This window comes from Ochrobactrum sp. P6BSIII (assembly GCF_014138065.1).
In the GTDB taxonomy this organism is placed as follows: Bacteria; Pseudomonadota; Alphaproteobacteria; order Rhizobiales; family Rhizobiaceae; genus Brucella.
The window spans coordinates 1-23,270 of sequence record NZ_JACGXB010000009.1 but is presented as its reverse complement, the minus strand read 5'-3'; the positions used below and the strand labels follow the sequence as shown (position 1 = coordinate 23,270).

Here is a 23,270-nt window from a genome sequence, read left to right as displayed (position 1 = left end):
CCCCTACTCCCTTAATCAGGCAGCCCCAATCCGCAGCAGATCGTGGAAATGCACGAGGCCGACAGGGCGGTTGTCCTCGACCACGATCAATGCGCCGATATGGTTTTCGTTGATGGCGTTGAGCGCGGCAGTCGCCAGCATATTCTGGTCCACCGTCTTGGGCTTGCGGGTCATGATGTCGTCGACCGCCAGCTCCGCAAGACTGCGATGCAGATTACGCGAAATATCGCCGTCTGTGACGATACCGGCCAATGCGCCGCCGTCATCAACCACGACCACGCAGCCGAAACTCTTTTGCGCCAGCACTTTCATTGCGTCCACCATCGCTGTGCCAACCGGCACCAGCGGAATGCGGTCGCCGCGATGCATGATATCGCGGATATGGATAAGGCTTGCGCCCAGCGAACCACCAGGATGGAAAGTCTTGAAATCGCTCGGCGTAAAGCCGCGGGCTTCCAGAAGCGCTATCGCCAGCGCGTCGCCGATGGCGAGTTGCAGCATGGTCGATGTCGTGGGTGCCAGACCATGCGGGCAGGCTTCCGCCGTCTTGGGCAGTATAAGCGCGATATTGGCTGCGCGACCGAGCGCCGAATCTTCGCGTGAGGTTATCGCAATCAGCGGAATGCCGAAGCGCTGCGAATAATTGACGACGCCTTTCAGTTCTGCCGTTTCACCAGACCAGGAAATCGCCAGAATCACGTCGTCGCGGTCGATCATGCCAAGATCGCCGTGATTGGCTTCCGCCGAATGCACGAAAAACGCCGCGGTTCCCGTCGAGGCAAAAGTGGCAGCAAGCTTCGCGCCGATATGGCCGCTCTTGCCGACGCCGGTGACGACAAGACGCCCCTTGGCGGCAATGATCTGATTCACAGCCTCCGTGAAAGGGCCGGACAAGCCGTTGCCAAGCGCTTCTTCGAGCGCGGCGAGGCCTTCGTTTTCGGTTCTAATGGTCCGGAGCGCCGAAGCGATGGCCGCTTCCGCACCCGTTGAAATCTGGGTCTGATCGAGCTTTTCCATGGCCGAAAGCGTTAGCCTCTTCGCTGTCCGTTGTCCAAGCTTTTATTGCCGATAAATAATTGCTTTCGTTCGGCAACGCGGGCAATGGCAACCAAGAATTAACCATGTGCCTTTACCGTTCATCTACCACGTTGCAACGGTTTGAAATCACATATGCCATTTGCCATGCCCCTATCCGGCGGTTCGACGCCCATTGCCCGCAGGCTGAGAAGCCTGTTTCTGGCGGGTGCGGCGATGGCTATCATCCCTTCCCTCTCGCATGCTCAGGACACCTATCTTCGCGGCAGTGTTCCGGAAGACGTGCTTTCGGCCTCTTCACCGGATACGCTCGCCACGCGGGGGCTCGCCGCACCGGGCCGTTCCGATAGTACTGCCGCCACCAGCAGCGATGACGGTTCCGACGCATTTTATGCACCAACACAAGACAATGCTGCTGCGGCCGATAATCAGCAGCAAGCGGCCCCGGTTGCGCAGACACAGGATCAGCAAGCTCTCCAACCCGACACCATGCGCGTCGGCGCGATAACCAGCGAAGCGGATAGTGATAGCGGGCGCGTACAGCGTGAAAACACGCGTCAGGCACCGGAACAGGGTCGCGGCCCCGCACAAGAGGCAGATCCATTTGCGCCGGTCGGCATGCGCGCCGGATCGTTCGTGTTGCGCCCGTCGCTTGAACAAGGCATCCGCGCGACATCGAATGGGGACAATAGCCCAAGCGGCTCCAGTTCGGTCCTCTCGGAAACCACGTTGCGCCTGAATGCGCAGTCCGATTGGGCACGGCATCAGGCGACGCTCGATGCATCGGGCACGTTGAGCAAATCTATTTCCGGTCAGGATGTGAGCGAACCGCAGATCGACATTCAGGGCAATCTGCGCCTCGATCTGACGGATCAGACCACGGTCAATACCGGCGCGGGTTACAGGCTGCGGCGTGAAAGCGCCTCCAATCCAAACGGCGTTGTCGGCGCCCTGAAGCGTCCGCTGGTTCACACATTCAACGGCAGCCTTGGCGTCGAGCACGATACGGGGCTTGTTTTCGGACGTGCGACCGCCCGCGTCGAACACGATATGTATGGCGATGCAGAACTGTCGTCCGGTGGCACTGTCAGCCAGAAGGATCGTGACAATACCTATGCCAGCATCACGCTGCGCGGCGGTTTCTCCATGTCGCAAGCTCTCAAGCCCTTTGCCGAAGTCGAACTTGGCAAGCGCATTTTCGACGAGCGTATGGATAGCAATGGTTATGAACGCAGCGGTTCGCAATTTGCGCTGCGCGGCGGCCTGATGGTGGATATGGGTGAAAAACTGAACGGCGAATTCGCCGCCGGTTATATGCGCGCCACCAGTGACGATGACCGGCTTGGCGCGGTCAGTGGGCCGTCGATCAACGCCGCGCTCAACTGGTCGCCATTGCGCGGCACCGATGTGCGGCTTTATTCGCAAACCACTGTGGATATGTCCACCACACCGGGCATTGCGGGATCGCTGCTGCAATTTGCGAGCCTTGACGTCACGCATCGCATCCGGTCAGACCTGAGCCTCAATGGCAGGCTCGACGCACTGGTTCGCGCCAACAAGGATGGCACCGGCACGGATTATACGCTGGGCGCACAGATCGGCGCGACATACTGGATCAACCGTTTCGTGGGGATTGATGCGCGCCTGCGTCATGAATTCCTGACGAGTCAGATTTCAGAGCGCGAGTATAAATCCAACAGCATTTATCTCGGCGTGAAAGTGCAGCGCTAAACGCTATTTGCTTTTACGCATTGTCCTACGCACTTTTGCTGGAAATGCAGGCTTGTTTCGCACCGCATTATCCAACGCAAAACCGCTTCGCACTTTTGCTGGAAATGCTCTGGATGCAAAAAACCGCCCTCATCACTGAAGGCGGTTTTTGATTTTCAGCTGGCGATCTCAGGCAGGCTTGATCGTTTCCAGCAATTCGCTGATCGAGACTTCCACCGACGGGCGGATATCCTTGCGCCACAGGGCGAAAGCGACGTTGGCCTCGATAAAGCCAGCCTTGGAACCGCAATCGAAAGTGCGACCCTGATAGTCGAAGCCGTAGAATTTCTGCGCATCGGCCAGCTTCAGCATGGCGTCGGTGAGCTGGATTTCGTTGCCAGCGCCCTTTTCCTGCTTGCTGAGAAGCTCGAAGATTTCCGGCTGCAGAATATAGCGACCGTTGATGTAGAGATTGGACGGAGCGGTGCCCTTGGCGGGCTTTTCGACCATCTGGGTGATCTCGAAGCCGGAGCCGATTGCATTGCCCTTGCCGACGATGCCGTATTTATGCGCCTCTTCCGGGTCGCATTCCTGCACCGCGATGACATTGCCGCCGGTCTTTTCGTAAAGCTCGACCATTTCGGCCAGACAGCCCTTCTTCGACTGCATCACCATGTCCGGCAGCAGAAGCGCGAATGGCTCATCACCGACCAGCTCGCGGGCACACCAGACGGCGTGACCGAGGCCCAGCGGAACCTGCTGGCGGGTAAAGCTCGTCGTGCCCGGCTGTGGCTGCAAATCCTGAAGATGATCAAGCTCGGCCTTCTTGCCGCGCTCGGCAAGCGTGGCATACAACTCAACCTGCGCATCGAAATAATCTTCGATGACCGCCTTGTTGCGTCCGGTGACGAAAATCAGATGTTCGATGCCAGCCTCACGCGCCTCATCGACCACATACTGGATGACGGGCTTGTCTACGACCGTCAGCATTTCCTTTGGAATGGATTTGGTGGCGGGAAGGAACCGGGTGCCGAGACCGGCAACAGGGAAAACGGCTTTGCGGATTTTGCGGATCGAACTCATTCGTCTCCTCGATTTTCACTAACGCTACTTTGCTATCAAAGCATTGAAGCAACTGAATTTCAAATAAGGCTATTTCATTAAAGAACGACGAAATTACACAAGTCATACCATCACATTAAATGACCCATTCTTAATGTTGCTTGATTCAAAAATTTTTCCAATTTTCCGGCAATTTTTACCTCCCACTCTCCATGGTAAACCAAATGCTAACCGACAGGGTTTAATTTGAACGTTCAACTGGTCGATGTCCAATTTTACACTGCCAAATTTCAACGGTGGATGGTATTAGTTAGCGTATGCAATCTGAACCGAGCGGCATCGACATTCTTAAGACACGCGCCGGAAATAAAAAATATTCCGGCATGAAGACGATTGCAGAAGGGAAACACAGAATGCTGCGATTTCCATTCACACTGGGACAGACGCTGAAGCTCAAGGCAACCGCGACGGTTGCTGTTGCGGTGCTGGCATCCGCCCTCTCGACCGGTTCGGCTTTTGCCGACGCGAAATTCCGCCAGTGGGTGGCGAGCTTCCGTCCGGTTGCCATCAACGCCGGTGTTTCACCGTCGACCTTCGACCGCGCGTTTCGCGGTGTCGACGCGCCCGATCCCGTCGTGCTGGAAAAGGCCCGTTATCAGCCGGAATTCACCGAGCCTGTCTGGAACTACATCGACAACCGCGTGAACGAGGATTCGACCGGCGTCGGCCAGAACATGGCGCGCAAATGGGGCCCGTGGCTGCAACGCATTGAACAGCGTTTCTCGGTTGATCGGAATATTCTGCTGGCCATCTGGTCGATGGAAAGCAATTACGGCGAGATTCTCAAGCGTGACGACGTGATGCGCGATGCGGTTCGTTCCCTCGCAACGCTGGCTTATGCCGATCCGAAGCGCGCCAAATATGGGCGCACGCAGCTGATCGCCGCGATGAAAATTCTCCAGACCGGCGATATTGATCGCGGGCATCTTTCCGGCTCGTGGGCAGGCGCCCTTGGCCACACGCAGTTCATCCCGACCAGCTATCAGGCTTATGCTGTCGATATGGACGGCAATGGCAAGCGCGACATCTGGAATTCCATTCCCGATGCGCTGGGCACTGCGGCCAATCTCCTGCATCGCAATGGCTGGCAGCCGGGCCGGACATGGGGTTATGAAGTGGTGCTTCCCGCTGGCGGCAAATTCCCGTCCGGTTCGCTGAGCGTTGCGGAATGGCAGAAGCGCGGCGTCGTGCGCGCCAATGGACGCGCGTTCCCCGACCCGAGCGAAAAGGTAACGCTGAAGGTGCCGGATGGACGTCAGGGTCCGGCCTTCCTGATGACCAAGAACTTCTTCGTCATCAAGCGCTATAACAACGCCGACAAATACGCGCTGGCTGTTGGCCTCCTCGCAGACCGCATCAGCGGTTATCAGGGGCTTCGTCAGGACTGGAACCGTCCCTTTACGCCGATCACCATGAACGAGCGTCAGGAATTGCAGACGCATCTCAAGGCGCTCGGCTATTATGACGGCAATATCGACGGCAAGATCGGTTCAACGTCCCGCAAGGCCATCGAGGCATTCCAGCAGCGCAACGGCTTGCAGCCGGATGGACACCCAAGCAAGGAAGTTCTGTCTGTTCTGCGTCGCCGTTAAGACAACAGGCTGATTTATCGGAGCGCGTTTCCCATGAAGCGCGCTCCATTTTATTTTTGCGGCCGACCGGGTTACTGTGGCTTTGCAACGAAAGCGGAATGGATGCGCAAACCTCGGATTGCAGGCAATATGTTGAAAGCTGCCAGTGTCATGCTGGCGGCATTTGCGCTGCTGCTTTCCGGTCTGGCCAGTGCTTCGGCACAGGATCGCCCGCGCACGCTTTTCGATTTGCTGTTCGGTTCGCGGCAACCCCAGCGCCAATATGAGCAGCCCCAGCAAAGCCGGCCAAAGCCGAAACGCGCGCCCAAGACAACATCGCCCGTCTCACGCAAAGCCGCTCCGGAACCTGCCGCGCCCGCAGTGCCTGTGGTGGAGAAAAGCCCGGATGCGAAGAAGGTTCTGGTTGTTGGTGACTTCATCGGCAGCGGACTGGCAGAAGGCCTCGATGTGGCCTTTGCATCCGACCCGGACCTGACGGTTGCGAGCCGTATCAATGGGTCATCCGGTTTCGTGCGCGACGACCATTTCAACTGGCCGGACAATATCGGCAAGATACTGGACGAAGAAAAACCTGCCGCAGTTGTTGTGATGATCGGCTCCAACGACCGTCAGGCGATCACGACCAACGGTGCAAGCCTCGCAGCCCGCTCGCCGGAATGGACCGCCGAATATCAGAAGCGCGTGACGCAGTTCGTCAAGGTGATCAGCGACCGCCACTATCCGCTCGTCTGGGTGGGCCAGCCGTCGTTCCGTCCGAAAGGCATGTCACAGGATATGCTGGCGTTGAATGAAATCTACCGCAACACCACGGAAAAGGCTGGCGGCAAGTTTGCCGATGTCTGGGATGGCTTCATCGACGAGGACGGCAATTTCACCCAGACCGGCTTCGACATTAACGGTCAGACAGCGCGCCTGCGCGGAAACGACGGCATCAACATCACTTCGGCGGGCAAGCGTAAGCTCGCCTTCTATGCCGAAAAGCCGCTGCGCGCCTATCTGGGCGGCGGCAAGGAAGAAGGCCAACCCCTGCCAGCCGCCGGGGCGCAAGACCCTTCCAAGCCAGTTGACCGGATCGCGCCTGTCAGCCTGCGTGACATCAACAAGGATGATAGCGGTGTTCTGCTCGGCGGCAATCTTGGCGTCCGGCCACAAACGCCACGTCCGGCACCGGTCGAGAAGAAGCCCGCTCCCGGTCGGGCCGACGACTTTTCGTGGCCTCGACCAAGCGCAACCCCCTAACTGATAGCCCGCTACTAGATATATCGATCATATATTAGCGTTATGATTAGCGGTTTCCCCGTCAAATCTTAGCCTAATTATTATATTCCGCGCTGTTCCCATCACCGTTCTCATCGTTTATCAGAAAACACCGTTCGCCTGACCCGGCGGACAATCGCGGATGCGATTTACCGGCATCTGCCTGATAAAAAGAGGCGTTTGAATGAACATCGCATCCAAACCTTCTGTCGATTCCGATCGGGAGGAGGATACCCACCTTGCGCGCAATCTATCCAACAGACACCTGCAGCTGATCGCCATTGGCGGTGCCATCGGCACCGGCCTTTTCATGGGCTCGGGCAAGACCATTTCGCTGGCTGGCCCGTCGATCCTGCTCGTCTATGCGGTGATCGGCTTCATGCTGTTCTTCGTGATGCGCGCGCTCGGCGAAATTCTGCTCTCCAACCTCGAATATCGTTCCTTCGCGGATTTCGCGGGCGATTATCTGGGCCCTTGGGCGCAGTTCTTCACCGGCTGGACGTACTGGCTCTGCTGGATTGTGACGGGCGTGGCTGACGTGGTGGCCGTGTCGGGCTATGTGTCGTTCTGGTTTCCGGAACTGGCGCTCTGGATCCCCGCACTCGGGCTAATCTTCACGCTTCTGGCACTCAATCTGCCCACCGTGCGTAATTTCGGTGAAATCGAATTCTGGTTCGCCCTGATCAAGATCGTTGCCATCGTCGGGCTGATCATTGCCGGTGTGTATATGCTCTCAACCGGCTTTACCCTGCCCAACGGCAGCCAGGCATCGGTTGCGCATTTGTGGAACCATGGCGGTTTCTTCCCCAACGGTTTCCTCGGCTTTGTGGCTGGTTTCCAGATCGCTGTTTTCGCCTTTGTGGGCATCGAACTGGTCGGCACCGCCGCCGCCGAAACCAAGGACCCGGTACGCAATCTGCCAAAGGCAATCAACTCCATCCCGATCCGCGTGGTGCTGTTCTATCTCGGCGCGCTGTTTGTGATCATCACCGTGATCCCGTGGGATCAGGTCGATCCAAGCTCCAGCCCGTTCGTCGCCATGTTCTCGCTGGCCGGTCTTGGCATTGCCGCGCATGTGGTCAATTTCGTCGTGCTCACCTCGGCAACGTCGAGCGCGAATTCCGGCATCTACTCGACCTCGCGCATGATCTATGGCCTTGCCACTTCGAAGCTGGCACCGAAGGCGCTTGGCAAGCTCAACAACCGCAAGGTGCCGGTCAACGCGCTGTTCTTCTCATGCATCTTCCTGCTGGCAGGTGTGGTTCTGCTTTATGCGGGCCAGAGCATCATTGAAGCCTTCACAATTGTCACGACGATCTCAGCCCTGCTTTTCATCTTCATCTGGTCGATCATTCTGGCGTCTTATCTGCAATATCGCCGCAAGCGCCCCGATCTGCATGAACAGTCCACGTTCAAAATGCCGGGTGGACGTGCCGCCGTTGTCATGGTCTTCGCCTTCTTCGCCTTCATTCTGTGGGCGCTGGCACAGGAGCCGGACACCGCAGCGGCCCTGAAGGTCACGCCATTCTGGTTCGTGTTCCTCGCCATCGCTTATCTGGTGATGAAGTCACGGCGCAGCGAAAACTGATCCCCAACAGACACAAAAAATCCCGGAGAAAACTCCGGGCTTTTTCAGTTTTAATCTCTTATCTCTTAACGAGGGAGGACGGAACTACCCATCAGATCAGCATCGATGGCATGCGCGGCCTGACGGCCTTCGCGGATTGCCCAGACGACCAGCGACTGACCACGGCGCACATCGCCTGCGGCATAGAGCTTGTCGACATTGGTACGATAGTCCTGCTCATTGGCCTTGACCGACTTGGAGCCGCGACGATCAGTTGCGACGTCGAGCTTGTCGCCCAGTTCCTTGACCACACTGTCTTCACCCGGACCGGCAAAGCCGATGGCGATGAATGCAAGATCAGCCTTGATGAAGAATTCCGAACCGGCAATCGGCTTGCGCTTTTCATCGACCTGACAGCACTTCACATGGGTCAGGCGGCCTTCTTCGCCGATGAATTCCAGCGTTGCGACCTGAAACTCGCGCGCGGCGCCCTCCGCCTGGCTGGAAGAGGTGCGCATCTTGGTGGCCCAGTAAGGCCAGACGCTCAGCTTGTCTTCCTTTTCCGGCGGCTGCGGACGAATATCGAGCTGCGTAACGTTCACTGCACCCTGACGGAAGGCTGTGCCCACGCAGTCCGATGCGGTATCGCCGCCGCCAACCACGACGACATGCTTGCCGCCAGCAAGAATCGGAGCCGAAGCCCAGGCGACGGATTCGATGTTCTCGCGGCCGACGCGGCGGTTCTGCTGCACCAGATAAGGCATGGCGTCGAAAACGCCTTCCAGATCGGCGCCGGGAATGCCTGCCGGGCGCGGGCTTTCGGAGCCGCCGCTGTAAAGCACGGCATCATAGGTATCGAGAAGACCGCGCAGCGGCTTGTCGACGCCGATATTCACGCCGCACAGGAAGCGGACGCCCTCACCTTCCATCTGCGCCACGCGGCGGTCGATGTGGTGCTTTTCCATCTTGAAGTCAGGAATGCCGTAACGCAGCAGACCGCCCGGGCGGCTTTCGCGCTCATAGACATCGACCATGTGACCGGCGCGCGCCAGCTGCTGTGCAGCAGCAAGGCCAGCCGGGCCGGAGCCGATGATCGCAACCGACTTGCCAGTCTTGTTGGCGGCTGGCTGCGGCACGATGTAACCCAGCTCAAAAGCCTTGTCACCCAGAGCCTGTTCGACCGTCTTGATCGCAACCGGCGTATCTTCGAGGTTCAGCGTGCAGGCTTCCTCGCAAGGCGCCGGGCAGACGCGGCCGGTGAATTCCGGGAAATTATTCGTCAGATGCAGGTTGCGGATCGCCTGATCCCAATTGTCGTTATAGACAAGATCGTTCCAGTCCGGGATCTGGTTGTGCACCGGACAGCCCGTAGGCCCATGGCAGAACGGAATACCGCAATCCATGCAGCGCGCAGCCTGCTTCTGCACTTCACCATCCGTCATCGGAATGGTGAACTCGCGGAAGTGGCGGATACGATCCGAGGCTGGCTGGTACTTTGCTACCTGCCGGTCGATCTCTAGAAAACCAGTTACCTTACCCATTCTTCTACTCCCCTCGGCCTGAGACCAGCGCATGGTCTGCTTTGCCGGAAGTTGCCCTGTCTGCCGCGTCATTCTTGAACGCGCAGGCATGTCAGAGCGTTGTTATCTCTTCATGTGGCGAAGGGCGCCCGACCCGAAGGTCGGGCTCCACTTGTCAGGATCACTCAGCCGCGACACCGATCTGCATGCGCTCCATCTCTTCCAGAGCGCGACGGTATTCGACCGGCATGACCTTCACGAATTTGGGACGATAGCTCTCCCAATTGTCGAGAATATCCTTCGCCCGTGTCGAGCCTGTGTAATGCAGGTGGTTGGCGATCAACTGCACCAGACGTTCCTCATCATGATGGGTCATATTGGCCGAAACGTCCACACGGCCCTTATGCATGAGGTCACCGCCATGGTGATGCAGCTTTTCGAGAATGTCGTCTTCTTCCGGAACCGGTTCCAGTTCGACCATTGCCATGTTGCAGCGCTGGGCGAAATCGCCTTCCTCGTCAAGCACATAGGCGACACCGCCCGACATGCCCGCCGCGAAATTGCGACCCGTCTGACCGATAACCACGACGACACCGCCGGTCATGTATTCGCAACCGTGATCGCCCACGCCTTCGACAACCGTGACTGCGCCGGAGTTACGGACGGCGAAACGCTCGCCTGCAACGCCGCGGAAGTAGCACTCGCCTTCAAGCGCACCGTAGAGCACCGTATTGCCGACGATGATCGAATCTTCGGCGACGATACGCGTATCTTCCGGCGGGCGGATAACGATGCGGCCACCCGAAAGACCCTTGCCGACATAGTCGTTGCCATCGCCGATCAGTTCGAACGAAATGCCGCGCGCCAGGAATGCGCCGAAGGACTGGCCAGCCGTGCCGCGAAGCGTAACAGCGATGGTTTCATCCGGCAGGCCCTTGTGACGGAACCGCTTGGCAACCTCACCCGACAGCATGGCACCGGCAGAACGGTCGACATTCTTGATGCCGATGTCGATCTTGACCGGCTTGCGTTCTTCGAGCGCAGGCATGGCTTCCGCGATCAGCTTACGGTCCAGAACGTCCTCAATCGGATGATGCTGACGCTCGGTCCAGTAGATCTCGTGCTTCTCAGCCTCAGGCTTGTAGAAGATGCGGCTGAAATCGAGACCCTTGGCCTTCCAATGGTCGATCATCGTCTGCTTTTCCAGAAGCTCGGTCTCGCCGATGATCTGTTCCAGCTTGGTGAAGCCCATTGAAGCCAGCAGCGCGCGCACTTCTTCCGCCAGATAGAAGAAGAAGTTGATGACGTGTTCCGGCGTGCCCTTGAAGCGCTTGCGCAGAACCGGGTCCTGCGTCGCCACGCCCACCGGGCAGGTGTTGAGATGGCACTTGCGCATCATGATGCAGCCGGCAGCAATCAGCGGAGCCGTCGAGAAACCGAACTCGTCGGCACCCAGCAGCGCACCAATGACCACGTCGCGACCGGTCCGCAGACCACCATCGACCTGCAAGGCCACGCGGGAGCGAAGCCCGTTCAGCACCAGCGTCTGGTGGGTTTCTGCAAGGCCGATTTCCCACGGGCTACCGGCATGCTTCAGCGAGGTGAGCGGCGAAGCGCCCGTGCCGCCATCATAACCCGATACGGTGATGTGGTCGGCGCGTGCCTTGGCAACACCGGCGGCAACCGTGCCGACACCCACTTCCGACACCAGCTTGACCGAAATATCGGCAGCCGGATTGACGTTCTTCAGGTCGTAGATCAGCTGTGCCAGATCTTCGATCGAGTAGATGTCATGGTGCGGCGGCGGCGAAATGAGGCCAACGCCCGGGGTCGAGTGACGGGTTTTCGCGATGGTCGCATCAACCTTGTGACCCGGCAGCTGGCCGCCTTCGCCGGGCTTTGCACCCTGCGCAACCTTGATCTGGATCAGATCGGAGTTGACGAGATATTCCGTCGTGACACCGAAACGGCCCGATGCAACCTGCTTGATCGCAGAACGTTCCGGGTTCGGCGTACCGTCCGGCAGCGGATAGAAGCGATCCGGCTCTTCGCCACCCTCACCCGTGTTCGACTTGCCGCCAATGGCGTTCATCGCCCGCGCCAGCGTGGTATGCGCCTCACGGCTGATCGAGCCGAAGGACATCGCACCGGTCGAAAAGCGCTTGACGATATCGACCGCCGGTTCAACGTCATCGATAGAAACCGGCTTGAGACCGCGATCTTCGGCAAAGCGAATATCGAACAGGCCGCGAATGGTCTTGGCCTGCGCCGACTTGGAGTCGAGCATGCTCGTATATTCGGTGAACGTATCCGGGTTCGAGGTGCGCACTGCATGCTGCAGCTTGGCAACCGCGTCCGGCGACCACAGATGTGCTTCACCGCGCATGCGGTAGGCATATTCGCCGCCAACTTCCAGCGAGGTCAGAAGAACCGGGTCATTACCGAAGGCATCGGTGTGACGGCGCACGGTTTCTTCCGCGATTTCGTCCAGTCCAACACCTTCGATGCTGGTGGCCGTGCCGAAGAAAAACTTGTCAACGAAGCTCGACTGCAAGCCGACCGCATCGAAAATCTGCGCACCGCAATAGGACTGGTAGGTCGAGATGCCCATCTTGGACATGACCTTGAGAATGCCCTTGCCGATCGACTTGATGTAGCGCTTGACCACTTCATACTCGTCAACTTCCGGCGGGAATTCGCGGCGGCGATGCATGTCGAGCAGCGTATCGAAGGCGAGATACGGGTTGATCGCTTCGGCACCATAGCCTGCAAGGCAGGCGAAATGGTGCACTTCGCGCGGTTCGCCCGATTCGACCACGAGGCCGACCGAAGTCCGCAGACCCTTGCGGATCAGATGGTGATGCACGGCAGCCGTCGCCAGCAGAGCCGGGATCGGAATGCGGTCCGGACCGACCTGACGGTCGGACAGAATAACGATGTTGTAGCCGCCATGAACGGCCGCTTCGGCACGGTCGCACAGACGTTCAATGGCGCCATGCATGCCAGCTGCGCCCTCACCCGTATTATAGGTGATATCGAGCGTCTTGGTGTCGAAACGATCTTCCGTGTGACCGATGGAGCGGATCTTTTCCAGATCGCCATTGGTCAGGATCGGCTGGCGCACTTCCAGACGCTTGCGGCGCGAATTGCCGATAAGGTCGAAAATGTTCGGGCGCGGACCGATGAACGAGACAAGGCTCATCACCAGTTCTTCACGGATCGGATCAATCGGCGGGTTGGTGACCTGCGCGAAGTTCTGCTTGAAATAGGTGAACAGCATCTTCGACTTGTCGGACATGGCCGAAATCGGCGTATCCGTACCCATCGAACCGATAGCTTCCTGACCGGTGGTCGCCATCGGGGACATCAGAAGCTTGGTGTCTTCCTGACTGTAACCGAAGGCCTGCTGGCGGTCGAGCAGGCTCACATCCTTGCGCAGCGCACGCGGTTCGACCGGGCTAAGGTCTTCCAGAATGAGCTGGGTGTTGCCAAGCCACTGCTTGTAGGGATGCTTCTGCGCGATCTGCGACTTGATTTCCTCGTCGGAAACGATGCGGCCCTCTTCCATATCGATGAGCAGCATGCGGCCCGGCTGAAGACGCCACTTCTTGACGACCTTCTTTTCTTCCACCGGCAGAACGCCAGCTTCCGAAGCCAGGATGACGAAATCATCGTCAGTCACAATGTAGCGGGCCGGACGCAGGCCGTTACGGTCCAGCGTGGCGCCGATCTGACGACCGTCGGTGAAGGCCACGGCGGCAGGACCGTCCCATGGCTCCATCAGGGCAGCGTGATATTCGTAGAATGCGCGGCGATCATCCGACATCAGCTTGTTGCCGGACCATGCTTCGGGGATCAGCATCATCATCGCATGAGCGAGGCTGTAGCCGCCCTGATGCAGGAATTCCAGCGCATTGTCGAAGCAGGCCGTATCCGACTGGCCTTCGTAGGAAATAGGCCACAGCTTGGAAATGTCGTTGCCGAACAGTTCTGAGTCGACCGAAGCCTGACGCGCCGCCATCCAGTTCACATTGCCGCGCAGCGTGTTGATTTCGCCGTTATGCGCGACCATGCGGTAAGGGTGAGCCAGACGCCAGGACGGGAAGGTGTTGGTCGAAAAACGCTGGTGAACCAGCGCCACCGCGCTTTCAAAGCGCGGATCGCGCAGATCCTGATAATAAGCGCCAACCTGATAAGCCAGGAACATGCCCTTATAGACGACCGTGCGCGCCGACATGGAAACGACGTAGAAGCCGTTATCGTCGCCATCGTTTTCCTGATAGATGCGGTTGGAAATGACCTTGCGCAGCACGAACAGGCGGCGCTCGAACTCATCGTCGGTTTCCAGCATCGGGTTGCGGCCGATGAAGACCTGAACATGGAAAGGTTCGGTCGCGGCGATATCCGGAGCCTTCGACAGGGACGCGTTGTCGACCGGCACCTCACGGAAGCCGATGAACTGCTGGCCTTCGGCAGCGATCACTTCCTTGACGATTTCTTCGGCATGAGCGCGCAGCTGAGCGTCGCGCGGCATGAACAGATAGCCCACGCCATAATGGCCCGGCTGCGGCAGGTCGATGCCTTGACGCGCCATTTCCTCACGGAAAAAGCGATCTGGAATCTGCACCAGGATGCCTGCGCCGTCGCCCATCAGCGGATCAGCGCCAACGGCGCCGCGATGGGTGAGGTTTTCCAGCATCTTGAGGCCGTTTTCCACGACCTCATGCGACTTCTTCCCCTTCATATGGGCAATGAAGCCAACGCCGCACGCATCATGCTCGTTGCGCGGATCGTAGAGACCTTGAGCTGGCGGGACACCCGCCGCCTTAGTTTTTCGCGTCGTTCGGGTGGAAGCGGTCGTCGCAGCTTTGACCGTTCCGTTCTGTACGTTGTGAGAAACCACATTCGATACAGATGGCGTCAAATGCGTCATCGTCATTCCCTCCGTTTGGCCCTCTTCATGAGGCGCGCGATCAGTATATACCGAGATGGTGACAACCATCTCGCTGGTGCATTCATTCTATGGAAAGCCTTATCGACAAGGCGTTGGACGAGGTTCCAGGCAAATGGCAGAGCCAAGCGGGCAAAGCCGGTGCGAGGAACGATGTTTAGCGCCTTATTCTCATCAGGCTCGGACAGACAACACACAGCCCGCCAGATAAAGGCGCACTCGAATCTCCCCTGTCACAGTCGGAGCGCCAGTGACCGTCAAGCCATTGGCCTGCCAGCACAGCGCTTTTATTTCTGAAACCGACGGCACGGTTCTATGCGTGTTTTCCGCCTGCATCAGCTTTTAATTGGACAGCATTGCTGTCCTAATTACGTATGACAGAATTCAAATTGCCTCACAAGATGGAAACGCAATTTTTCTCAGCCACTTCCGTAATAAAATGTCGCATGTGCATACCATTGAGACTTTTAATTGCGTATAGCGCCAATTGCGTCAGTTTGGCGCGGCTCTAATACAACGCACAAAGCATAGAAAAGTGACAGGCAGCGTCGGTTTTTTCACCATTTTCGGTATTATCGCCTTTCTCAACTCCGGTTATAGACAACCGACAGCAGCTATCGCTGCACATACTGGAATCGTTGCGAGTGGAGACAGCCGTGCATTTTGCTTCAGACAACTGGGCGGGCGCCCATCCGAAAATCGCCGAAAGCCTTTCGCTGCATGCAGCCGGTTTTGCCGCCGCCTATGGCGCAAGCGAACTCGACAAGCGCGTCGAGCAGCGTTTCAACGAAGTGTTCGAGCGTGAAGTGGCCGTCTTCTTCGTCGGCACAGGAACGGCTGCCAACTCGCTGGCGCTGGCCAGCGTCAACCGCCCGGGTGGCGTTTCGCTGGTGCACCGTGAAGCACATGTCATAGAAGATGAATGCGGCGCGCCCGAATATTTCACCGGCGGCGCACGTCTTCACCCCATTGATGGCGCGCTCGGTCGTATCGACCCTGAACTGCTCAAGCGGGAATTGAAGCGCTTCAACCCGGCTTTCGTCCATGCCGGACAGCCAATGGCTGTCAGCATCACGCAGGCTACGGAAGTCGGCACGCTCTATCAACCGCAACAAATCGCCACCATTTCCAAAATCTGCCGCGATGCCGCTCTGCCGTTACATATGGATGGCGCACGTTTTGCCAATGCTCTGGTCACGCTCGGCCTGACACCCGCCGAAATGACATGGAAGCAAGGCGTCGATATCGTCTCGTTCGGCGGCACCAAGAATGGCTGCTGGTGCGCGGAAGCGCTGGTCTTCATGGACCCGGCGCGCGCAAAGGATCTGCCGTTCATTCGCAAGCGCGCAGCGCAGCTTTTTTCCAAGACCCGCTTTGTGGCAGCCCAGTTCGACGCCTATCTGCAAGACGATCTGTGGCTGGAACTCGCACGTCATTCCAATGCACTGGCAACCCGCCTTGCAGGCCACGTCAACGCGTCCAGCCAGATGCGCCTTGCCTGGAAGCCGGAAGCCAATGAAGTTTTCGCCATCATGAAACAGTCGGTCTATGACCGCCTGCGCAATGCCGGAGCGATCTTCTACGACTGGAACCCGCCGCATTCGGAAGAAAACCGCATTGGTGAGGGCGAGATTTTCGCCCGCTTCGTGACCAGCTTCGCCAACACGGAAGAAGATGTGGACCGGTTCGGCGACATGATCGCTTAAACACAAAAAGGCGGCGCTTTGCAGCGCCGCCTTTCTTATTTCTACAAGCTGATCAGTGATTAGTGAATTTCCAGCAAAAGTGCGAAGCGGTTTTGCGTAGGATAATGCAAACAAACACTTAGTGCGCGGTTTTGGCTTCGATCTGCTGAGCGCTATCAGAACCAGCCTTGGCGACTTCGATCTTGCGCGGTTTCATCTGTTCAGGAATCTCGCGCTTGAGGTCAATGTGCAGGAGGCCATTCTTGAGGCTCGCACCGGCGACTTCAACAAAATCGGCAAGCTGGAAGCGGCGCTCGAAAGCACGCGAAGCAATACCGCGATAAAGCACTTCACCGATATCGGATGCATTTTCGTCAGCCTTCTGACCCTTCACGGTCAGCTGGTTGCGATGGGCTTCGATTTCGAGTTCGCTGTCGGAAAAGCCCGCAACGGCCATGGTGATGCGATAGGTGTTCTCACCCGTGCGCTCAATATTATAGGGCGGATAGGACTGGGTGCCCTCCGGCGAAGCGAGCGAATCAAGCATGGTGAAAAGCCGGTCGAAACCAACCGTGGAACGATAAAGCGGGGAAAAATCTACGTGACGCATGTGTTAGCCCTCCTTCAGAGCGACATGATGCATGGTTCGGCATAACCCCTTTCGAAAACCGCTCTGCGGCTTCAGGATCATGCATGGCGGCGAAACTCCCTTAATGGCGAATTCCTTGGTGCCGGCGGCCCCTTTTTGGCGACCGCAAAACTCATTTGGGAATGGCTGTTTTGCTTTTCAAGACCGTTTTCAAACAACAATCTCTCTGACTTCGCCTACACGGCATGTCACTTCGCGTAACAACTCCTGATCCATAGGAGCCTACATTTTTGGGAGCAAACCCACAGTGAACCCAAAATGAACATCATCTTCCGCGAGCGTTCATCTGCTTGGGGCTAATAAATGTCCCGTCATGCCTGTCGCTCGACAGGTTTTATTAAGGATCACGGTTATGAAAAAAGCTGTTCTCGCTTTTGCCGCACTTGCCACTGTCGCTACCGGCTTTGCGACCCCTTCCCTCGCTGACAGCTCGGGTTTGCGCGTCCAGGTTCAGTATTACGACAACAATGATGGTTATCGCCCACGCCCGCCGCGCCCGGATGCTCCGCCTCCGCCGCCCGGCTATGGTCGCCCGGATCGCCGCCCCGACTGGGGGAATCGCGATACGCTGCGCCCGCGTGAAGTCACCCGTATGCTGGAACGCCGCGGCTATGCAGTCGGCGACATGCGCCGGGATCGCGACACCTATATGGTCCGCGCCACACGTCCGAATGGTCGTCGCGTCATCGTTATGGTCGATGCCTTCTCCGGTCGTATCGTCGGCGAACGCCGCCCCGGCGGTTACTAAAAGTTTGAGAAGTCGGAACGTCTGGCCGCAACGTCCCTTGCACCTGACGATCCTTTGGCCGGAAGTTCGGAAGCGAACTTCCGGTTACTTTTTGTCATCATTTCGCGCATAATACTCGAGACGATCAGGGCATTATCATTCGGGAAAGGCTGCGCAACGGATGTCGGAACTACTGTTCGAAACCGATGCGAATCCGATTCCGCATGGAATAAAGTCGGGCTTTTTCACAAGCCATTCCGACCATCCCGACCGAACCCTGCGCTACAGCATCCTGAAGCCCGAAACAGGCCCGGTGCGCGGCACCGTCATTGTGCTGCAAGGCCGAAACGAATTCATCGAAAAATATTTCGAGACGATGAGCGAGCTGACGGCACGCGGCTTTGTTGCCGCCACCTTCGACTGGCGCGGCCAGGGCGGCTCCCACCGGTTGCTGCGTGACAGGTTACGCGGCTATGTCCGCAGTTTCGACGATTATCAGGAAGATCTAGATCATTTTCTAACCGATATCGTTCTGCCCGACTGTCCCCCGCCTTTCTATATTCTCGGCCATTCTTCCGGCGCCATGGTGGCATTGGCCTCGATGGGCAGTCTCTCGTCCCGCATCACGCGCATGGTGCTGTGTGCGCCCTTCATGGGGCTTGCCACGCAGAAACTAAGCGACGACGTCGTGCGCCGTTTGGCCGCCACGCTGCGGCGCGTCGGGCTTGGAACACTCTATGCTTCCGGCGGAAAAAGGCTGACCGCACGCCCCTTTGCCGGAAACCCGCTGACCAGCGATCCAGCACGTTTTATGCGCAATACGGAAATCACGCGCCTCTTCCCTGATCTGGCACTAGGCGGACCGACAGTGCGCTGGGTGTGGGGTGCGCTTGAAACGGCGCGCCGCATCAATCAGCCAGACTTTTATGAGGAAAGCCCCAGCGTGCCTGTGCTGATCATTGCAGCAGGCGACGAACGCGTTGTCTCAACGCCGGTGCTAGAGCGCTTTGCTGCGCGCACGCGAAATGTCTCACTGATTACGATTGACGGCGGACGCCACGAATTGTTGCAGGAAGCCGATTTTTATCGCGAGCAGCTCTGGGCCGCATTCGACGCCTTCATTCCCGGATCGTCGGATGTCGAAACCATGCCGGAAACCATCGAGCCGGAGTTCTCCGGCGTCTGACAAGCAGCGATGGGGAATCAGCCGAACACACCGATTCCCCGTAGAGATTTAGCCGTTCAGCAAATCGAGCGCAGCCTTGTGCAGTTCCGGCGTTGCGGCTGCAACAATATCGCCAGCCTCTTCGGCAGGGCCGCCATCGCGACGGGTGATCACGCCACCGGCCTGCTCAATGATCGGGATGAGCGCGACGATATCGTAAGGCTGCAAGCCAGCCTCAACGACAATATCGACATAACCGCCTGCGAGCATCGCAAAGGCGTAGCAATCGACACCATAGCGCGAGAGGCGCACGGCACTTTCAAGCCGGTCAAACCCTTTGCGGTTATCTCCTTTGAACATCGCTGGCGTCGTCGTAAACAGTGTCGCATCCGCCAAGGTGGCTCCCTTGCGCACGGAAAGACGGCGCGGCTCATCACCATCGCCTTCGCGCAGCAAATAGGAGCCCTCGCCGTCGCTATAGAACAGCTCTCCTGTAAACGGCTGCGACATCATCCCGGCGCGTGCATCACCATCGACCGTCAGGCCGACCAGCGTGCCCCAGACCGGCAGACCGGATATAAAGGCGCGCGTGCCGTCTATCGGATCGATAACCCAGACATGGCTGCGGTCAGTATTTTCCGGGCCGTATTCTTCGCCCAGAATGCCGTGTTCCGGATAACGATGGCCAATAACGGCACGAATCGCCCGTTCCGCAGCCCGGTCCGCTTCGGTAACAGGGTCGAATCCGACACTGTATTTGTTGTCCACCTCGTTCAACTGACGAAAGCGCGGCAAAGTTTCAGCCGCTGCTGCCGTTGCCACTTCGGAAAAAAATGCCTTGTCGATGAGCAACCCTATTCTCCTGTTTCCAAGACATGGCTGCAACTTGTGCATCCATGCTAATTTTGCTCAATTATTGAGCAAGAAAAAATTCGCCCAAAAAAGATGCGCATTTTCTTGACGCAACCAGCTTTAGCGCGTAGCTTAAAGACTAGACAGGTCTTCCTGTCGATGCCTTTCGGGGCATTTCCTCCCTAGTCTTTGGCCGCGTTCGTATCGTACGAGCGCGGTTCTTTTTATCTGCATGCCGACTTGGATTGCCTAGACTTACCATAGGCTTGTCGCATTTGTGCGACGCCGCGCCCGCATCTCATTCGGCAGCGAGCGGCGGTGCGATAAACAGATCGTCCGGCAAGGATGTGAGATCGCTCAGGAACTGATGCAGATCGCCACATAATGTATCGAAGCCCGCAAGCTTGTGCAGCGATTGCTCGTTTACATAGAGACTGCGATTAATCTCGATCTGCAAGGCATGGCACGCAACGGCGGGCCGGCCATAATGCTCGGTGATAAAACCGCCAGCATAGGGCTTGTTATGCGCAACCGTGTAACCGAGATCCCGCAACAGCTCGATAGCCGCCTGCGTGAGGCGCTCGCTGCACGAGCGGCCGAACCGGTCGCCGATAATGAAATCAGGGCGCGAAGCGACTTCTCCCGGACGCACGCCGCCCGGCATGGAGTGGCAATCAATCAGAACCGCATAACCGAACTGCTGGCGGGTCGATTGCAGCAGACCTTCAAGCGTGCGGTGATAGGGCTTGTAGAGATCTTCAATGCGGTAGAAGGCTTCGGCAAGCGGGATTCGCCCCGCATAGATCATCTGCCCTTCGCCCACCAGACGCGGCACCGTGCCCAGCCCACCGGCGACCCGTGCCGACTGGCTGTTGGTGAAAGGCGGCAGCGTTTCGGTGAACATGCGCGGATCAAGTTCATAGGCTTCACGATTCACATCGAGAAATGCGCGCGGGAAGTGCGCCTTGAGCAAGGGCGCACCGAGTCGGACGGCGGAAGCGAACAACTCGTCGACATAACAATCTTCCGAATGGCGGATGCTGAGACTGTCGAGACGGGATAATTCCAGAAAGGATTGCGGATAATAGCGACCGCTGTGCGGCGAGTTGAATACGAACGGAATTCGCTGCTCTGCCGGAGCATTCACCTCGAAAGGCGGTATCAGGCTGAAATCACGCTCCAAACTCATATTTTGATCCGTTTATGCATGTCATCTTTGCGGTGGCTGGACACAGCACACCGCCGGGCTCGACAAATTACGTCAACCGCCGCGCCGGTGCAAATACCAACAATTGCCGCCGAATTCGATCATGAACCGAAAACTGCGGCAATCCCGTCACAAATGACAGGTTGTTGCCAAATGCATGCCATAACAATTAACATTCGCGCGAGCATTCATTTCATATTTACCAAAGAAGCGTTTTCTAGAGTGGAAAATTGAATCGTTCACGCTGCCCGAGCACTGGAGCGAACGATGGGAAATTCGGACGGACCAATGAAAAGAATTCTTCTTGCTGAAGACGACAACGATATGCGCCGCTTCCTCGTGAAGGCACTGGAAAAGGCGGGCTATCACGTAACACACTTCGACAATGGCGCCAGCGCCTATGAACGACTGCAGGAAGAGCCGTTCTCACTGCTGCTGACCGACATCGTAATGCCGGAAATGGACGGCATCGAACTCGCGCGCCGCGCCACGGAAATCGATCCCGACCTGAAAATAATGTTCATCACGGGATTCGCTGCCGTTGCTTTGAACCCTGATTCTGACGCCCCGCGTGACGCAAAAGTGCTTTCCAAGCCATTCCACCTGCGCGACCTGGTGAACGAAATCGAAAAAATGTTGATCGCCGCCTAAGGCGATCACCAACCAAGTCGCAGTTTTCCGGGCTTTTGAAAAGTCTTCAACAAAAAGACGAAAAAACTTCAAAAAAGGCCATTGACGGGCGCAACGCGATATGGTGTATGCGGCACATCGAATGGGCGTATAGCTCAGCGGGAGAGCACTACATTGACATTGTAGGGGTCACAGGTTCAATCCCTGTTACGCCCACCATTCGATCCTCCAAACAAATCAATGGCTTATAGACCGGAAGCGTTACACAAAAGTAGTGCTCTTTAGGTTCGTTGAACCTGTCTTGAACATAGCTATTGGTACTTCAATCAGCGATTACAAAAACGATAGAATCCCCCCCTCAACGAGCGGAAAGCTCTTTGAGCACTACTGCGATGCGAAGGCTGCAAAGCGTGGAGATCGTTCGGCTACAAGACCGCTACGGCTCAGCTCTGGTTCTGCCGCGATCATAAACAGGAAGGCGAAGACGCCTTGGCTGGACGCAGAAAATAAGCCGTGACTGATTTTACACGAAAATATAAGTTCCCTCCTCAGTTGGGAGGGGCGACATGAGTGACATTTGGAAAATTCGTTTGCTAGCGGCGGGGTTTATACCGGCTGGCTTGCTTGGCATTATCTTCGTCGATCCAACTCAAAGCAACGCGCCCTTGGGTGTTTTGGTCCTCAAGCTGTTTGGCACGACCGGAGCAATCTGGATGTTTCGTATAACTTGCGCGGGAATCATTATGCTTCCCATTGCGATTTATTGGCAGCATCACCGCAGCGAACGCCGCTTCGACGCCTACTTCAAACGCCAATCGATGCTCGAGCCAAAATCCGACCACACAACTAGACGCCAACAGTAAGCGCCCTACTTTTTTGCAAACGAGGAGGCGCTGCATGTGCGGACGGTTTACCTAGACCTATGCGTGGGTCGAAATCCACGCGATGTACAATCTGACGGCGGTAAGCCGAGCCCTGCCTTTATAGTATCGTGTAAAACCATATGACTGGCGCTACGATCAGTGCCGCCAACGCGATCCACGCCAGCCGCCAGCCGATGCTCTTTGTTCCAAGAAATGCTGTCACGACGATCGCCGCTGCTACCATCACGGTAACCGGCCAATAGATCGACATGATAACGAGAATGGTAACCCACCAAGGAAATGAAATCATATTGCGCTTCTAGCCAGCGACAATTGCATCGGCAAGGGATAGGCGCGCTCCGTGTCTGACGGAGCGATATTTATAAGCGTAATAAATGCGCGCTAAAACGGGCGCTTACGTTCCGCCTTTTTCGCTGTTCTTCTTCTTTTTATCTTCATCATAATGGAACTTGATGGCGAAGAACATGGCCGCGCCTAACACGAGAACCTTGAACGCTATCAAGAATACCGGAATCCATTCCATTTTTTGAATATTTCCATACTGCTATCGATGGTGAGGTGCATTAGCACAATCTGTCCGCTTCAACAGTTCATTTTATTTGATCATGACACTCGAGCTGATTAGGCGGCGTGGACGAATTGGTTGACGAATTGATCGAAGCTTGATTCAAGACTGCTTTTTGGAGGCAGTCATGAGCCGAGGCGATCTGAGCGAAT

Annotated in this window: 17 protein-coding genes and 1 tRNA gene; 10 read left to right on the top strand and 8 right to left on the bottom strand. The window is 57.1% G+C overall.

The genetic code is table 11. The annotated features are described in order from the left end of the window. Positions 1-15: 15 nt before the first annotated feature. The gene (locus tag FHW00_RS13850) at positions 16-1,017 is read right to left on the bottom strand and encodes a KpsF/GutQ family sugar-phosphate isomerase (protein ID WP_113533874.1); all 1,002 of its coding nucleotides are present in this window, start codon (positions 1,015-1,017) and stop codon (positions 16-18) included. Positions 1,018-1,170: 153 nt separating this feature from the next. Between FHW00_RS13850 and FHW00_RS13845 the strand changes: the two genes are divergently transcribed. After that, the gene (locus tag FHW00_RS13845; protein ID WP_078339236.1) at positions 1,171-2,766 is read left to right on the top strand and encodes an outer membrane beta-barrel protein; all 1,596 of its coding nucleotides are present in this window, start codon (positions 1,171-1,173) and stop codon (positions 2,764-2,766) included. A gap of 168 nt (positions 2,767-2,934) precedes the next feature. Here the strand turns inward: FHW00_RS13845 and galU are convergent, their stop codons facing one another. Then, on the bottom strand, positions 2,935-3,828 hold the full coding sequence (galU, locus tag FHW00_RS13840) for a UTP--glucose-1-phosphate uridylyltransferase GalU (protein ID WP_078339237.1): 894 nt from the start codon (positions 3,826-3,828) through the stop codon (positions 2,935-2,937). A 392-nt stretch (positions 3,829-4,220) separates the two neighbouring features. On the opposite strand from galU, the gene FHW00_RS13835 reads away from it, so the two are divergent. From FHW00_RS13835 to FHW00_RS13825, 3 genes are all read left to right on the top strand, one after another. After that, positions 4,221-5,459, top strand: coding sequence for a lytic murein transglycosylase (locus tag FHW00_RS13835; RefSeq protein WP_078339260.1), 1,239 nt, complete (start codon positions 4,221-4,223; stop codon positions 5,457-5,459). Positions 5,460-5,561: 102 nt separating this feature from the next. Further along, on the top strand, positions 5,562-6,698 hold the full coding sequence (locus FHW00_RS13830) for an SGNH/GDSL hydrolase family protein (RefSeq protein WP_078339261.1): 1,137 nt from the start codon (positions 5,562-5,564) through the stop codon (positions 6,696-6,698). Between the two features lie 202 nt (positions 6,699-6,900). Then, positions 6,901-8,304 (top strand): amino acid permease, encoded by a 1,404-nt coding sequence (locus FHW00_RS13825; protein WP_078339238.1) that lies wholly within the window; start codon positions 6,901-6,903, stop codon positions 8,302-8,304. A gap of 65 nt (positions 8,305-8,369) precedes the next feature. On the opposite strand, the gene FHW00_RS13820 is transcribed toward FHW00_RS13825, so the two are convergent. Both FHW00_RS13820 and gltB read right to left on the bottom strand, forming a co-directional pair. After that, the gene (locus FHW00_RS13820; RefSeq protein ID WP_078339239.1) at positions 8,370-9,824 is read right to left on the bottom strand and encodes a glutamate synthase subunit beta; all 1,455 of its coding nucleotides are present in this window, start codon (positions 9,822-9,824) and stop codon (positions 8,370-8,372) included. A gap of 160 nt (positions 9,825-9,984) precedes the next feature. Beyond that, positions 9,985-14,736: a glutamate synthase large subunit gene (gene gltB / locus FHW00_RS13815; protein WP_182514662.1), complete on the bottom strand. Its 4,752-nt coding sequence runs from the start codon at positions 14,734-14,736 to the stop codon at positions 9,985-9,987. Between the two features lie 674 nt (positions 14,737-15,410). Here gltB and FHW00_RS13810 point away from each other — a divergent pair. After that, a complete protein-coding gene (locus FHW00_RS13810) occupies positions 15,411-16,460 on the top strand; it encodes a threonine aldolase family protein (protein WP_113533875.1) in 1,050 nt (349 codons plus the stop codon). A gap of 118 nt (positions 16,461-16,578) precedes the next feature. Here the strand turns inward: FHW00_RS13810 and FHW00_RS13805 are convergent, their stop codons facing one another. Further along, positions 16,579-17,049, bottom strand: a complete 471-nt coding sequence (locus FHW00_RS13805; protein ID WP_078339240.1) for an Hsp20 family protein — start codon at positions 17,047-17,049, stop codon at positions 16,579-16,581. 391 nt (positions 17,050-17,440) lie between these two features. On the opposite strand from FHW00_RS13805, the gene FHW00_RS13800 reads away from it, so the two are divergent. Together FHW00_RS13800 and FHW00_RS13795 are read left to right on the top strand one after the other, a co-directional pair. Continuing rightward, positions 17,441-17,836, top strand: coding sequence for a PepSY domain-containing protein (locus tag FHW00_RS13800; RefSeq protein ID WP_078339241.1), 396 nt, complete (start codon positions 17,441-17,443; stop codon positions 17,834-17,836). A 160-nt stretch (positions 17,837-17,996) separates the two neighbouring features. Beyond that, positions 17,997-19,001: an alpha/beta fold hydrolase gene (locus FHW00_RS13795; RefSeq protein WP_078339242.1), complete on the top strand. Its 1,005-nt coding sequence runs from the start codon at positions 17,997-17,999 to the stop codon at positions 18,999-19,001. 48 nt (positions 19,002-19,049) lie between these two features. Here FHW00_RS13795 and hisN read toward each other — a convergent pair whose 3' ends face one another. Together hisN and FHW00_RS13785 are read right to left on the bottom strand one after the other, a co-directional pair. Next, positions 19,050-19,832 carry a histidinol-phosphatase gene (hisN, locus tag FHW00_RS13790; RefSeq protein ID WP_078339243.1) on the bottom strand — a complete coding sequence of 261 codons (783 nt, stop codon included), beginning with the start codon at positions 19,830-19,832 and terminating at the stop codon, positions 19,050-19,052. A gap of 298 nt (positions 19,833-20,130) precedes the next feature. Further along, complete coding sequence (locus FHW00_RS13785; RefSeq protein ID WP_078339244.1) at positions 20,131-21,021, bottom strand: N-formylglutamate amidohydrolase; 891 nt, start codon at positions 21,019-21,021, stop codon at positions 20,131-20,133. Between the two features lie 306 nt (positions 21,022-21,327). Here FHW00_RS13785 and cpdR point away from each other — a divergent pair, with 306 nt between their 5' ends. From cpdR to FHW00_RS13770, 3 genes are all read left to right on the top strand, one after another. Continuing rightward, positions 21,328-21,690, top strand: a complete 363-nt coding sequence (gene cpdR, locus FHW00_RS13780) for a cell cycle two-component system response regulator CpdR (RefSeq protein WP_002966536.1) — start codon at positions 21,328-21,330, stop codon at positions 21,688-21,690. Positions 21,691-21,813: 123 nt separating this feature from the next. After that, positions 21,814-21,888 (top strand) — tRNA-Val (locus tag FHW00_RS13775). Between the two features lie 347 nt (positions 21,889-22,235). Further along, complete coding sequence (locus FHW00_RS13770) at positions 22,236-22,532, top strand: hypothetical protein (protein WP_078339245.1); 297 nt, start codon at positions 22,236-22,238, stop codon at positions 22,530-22,532. 118 nt (positions 22,533-22,650) lie between these two features. Here the strand turns inward: FHW00_RS13770 and FHW00_RS13765 are convergent, their stop codons facing one another. After that, positions 22,651-22,842, bottom strand: coding sequence for a hypothetical protein (locus tag FHW00_RS13765; RefSeq protein WP_078339246.1), 192 nt, complete (start codon positions 22,840-22,842; stop codon positions 22,651-22,653). Positions 22,843-23,270: the final 428 nt, after the last annotated feature.

Excerpts from the sequence above, each read along its gene's own strand:
- FHW00_RS13835 (WP_078339260.1), top strand. The coding sequence starts at position 4,221 with ATGCTGCGATTTCCATTCACACTGGGACAGACGCTGAAGCTCAAGGCA.
- FHW00_RS13765 (WP_078339246.1), bottom strand. The coding sequence starts at position 22,842 with ATGATTTCATTTCCTTGGTGGGTTACCATTCTCGTTATCATGTCGATC.
- FHW00_RS13825 (WP_078339238.1), top strand. The coding sequence starts at position 6,901 with ATGAACATCGCATCCAAACCTTCTGTCGATTCCGATCGGGAGGAGGAT.
- FHW00_RS13785 (WP_078339244.1), bottom strand. The coding sequence starts at position 21,021 with ATGAGTTTGGAGCGTGATTTCAGCCTGATACCGCCTTTCGAGGTGAAT.
- FHW00_RS13820 (WP_078339239.1), bottom strand. The coding sequence starts at position 9,824 with ATGGGTAAGGTAACTGGTTTTCTAGAGATCGACCGGCAGGTAGCAAAG.
- FHW00_RS13845 (WP_078339236.1), top strand. The coding sequence starts at position 1,171 with ATGCCATTTGCCATGCCCCTATCCGGCGGTTCGACGCCCATTGCCCGC.
- FHW00_RS13830 (WP_078339261.1), top strand. The coding sequence starts at position 5,562 with ATGCGCAAACCTCGGATTGCAGGCAATATGTTGAAAGCTGCCAGTGTC.
- galU (WP_078339237.1), bottom strand. The coding sequence starts at position 3,828 with ATGAGTTCGATCCGCAAAATCCGCAAAGCCGTTTTCCCTGTTGCCGGT.
- FHW00_RS13800 (WP_078339241.1), top strand. The coding sequence starts at position 17,441 with ATGAAAAAAGCTGTTCTCGCTTTTGCCGCACTTGCCACTGTCGCTACC.
- FHW00_RS13770 (WP_078339245.1), top strand. The coding sequence starts at position 22,236 with ATGAGTGACATTTGGAAAATTCGTTTGCTAGCGGCGGGGTTTATACCG.
- FHW00_RS13795 (WP_078339242.1), top strand. The coding sequence starts at position 17,997 with ATGTCGGAACTACTGTTCGAAACCGATGCGAATCCGATTCCGCATGGA.
- gltB (WP_182514662.1), bottom strand. The coding sequence starts at position 14,736 with ATGACGCATTTGACGCCATCTGTATCGAATGTGGTTTCTCACAACGTA.
- cpdR (WP_002966536.1), top strand. The coding sequence starts at position 21,328 with ATGAAAAGAATTCTTCTTGCTGAAGACGACAACGATATGCGCCGCTTC.
- FHW00_RS13850 (WP_113533874.1), bottom strand. The coding sequence starts at position 1,017 with ATGGAAAAGCTCGATCAGACCCAGATTTCAACGGGTGCGGAAGCGGCC.
- FHW00_RS13805 (WP_078339240.1), bottom strand. The coding sequence starts at position 17,049 with ATGCGTCACGTAGATTTTTCCCCGCTTTATCGTTCCACGGTTGGTTTC.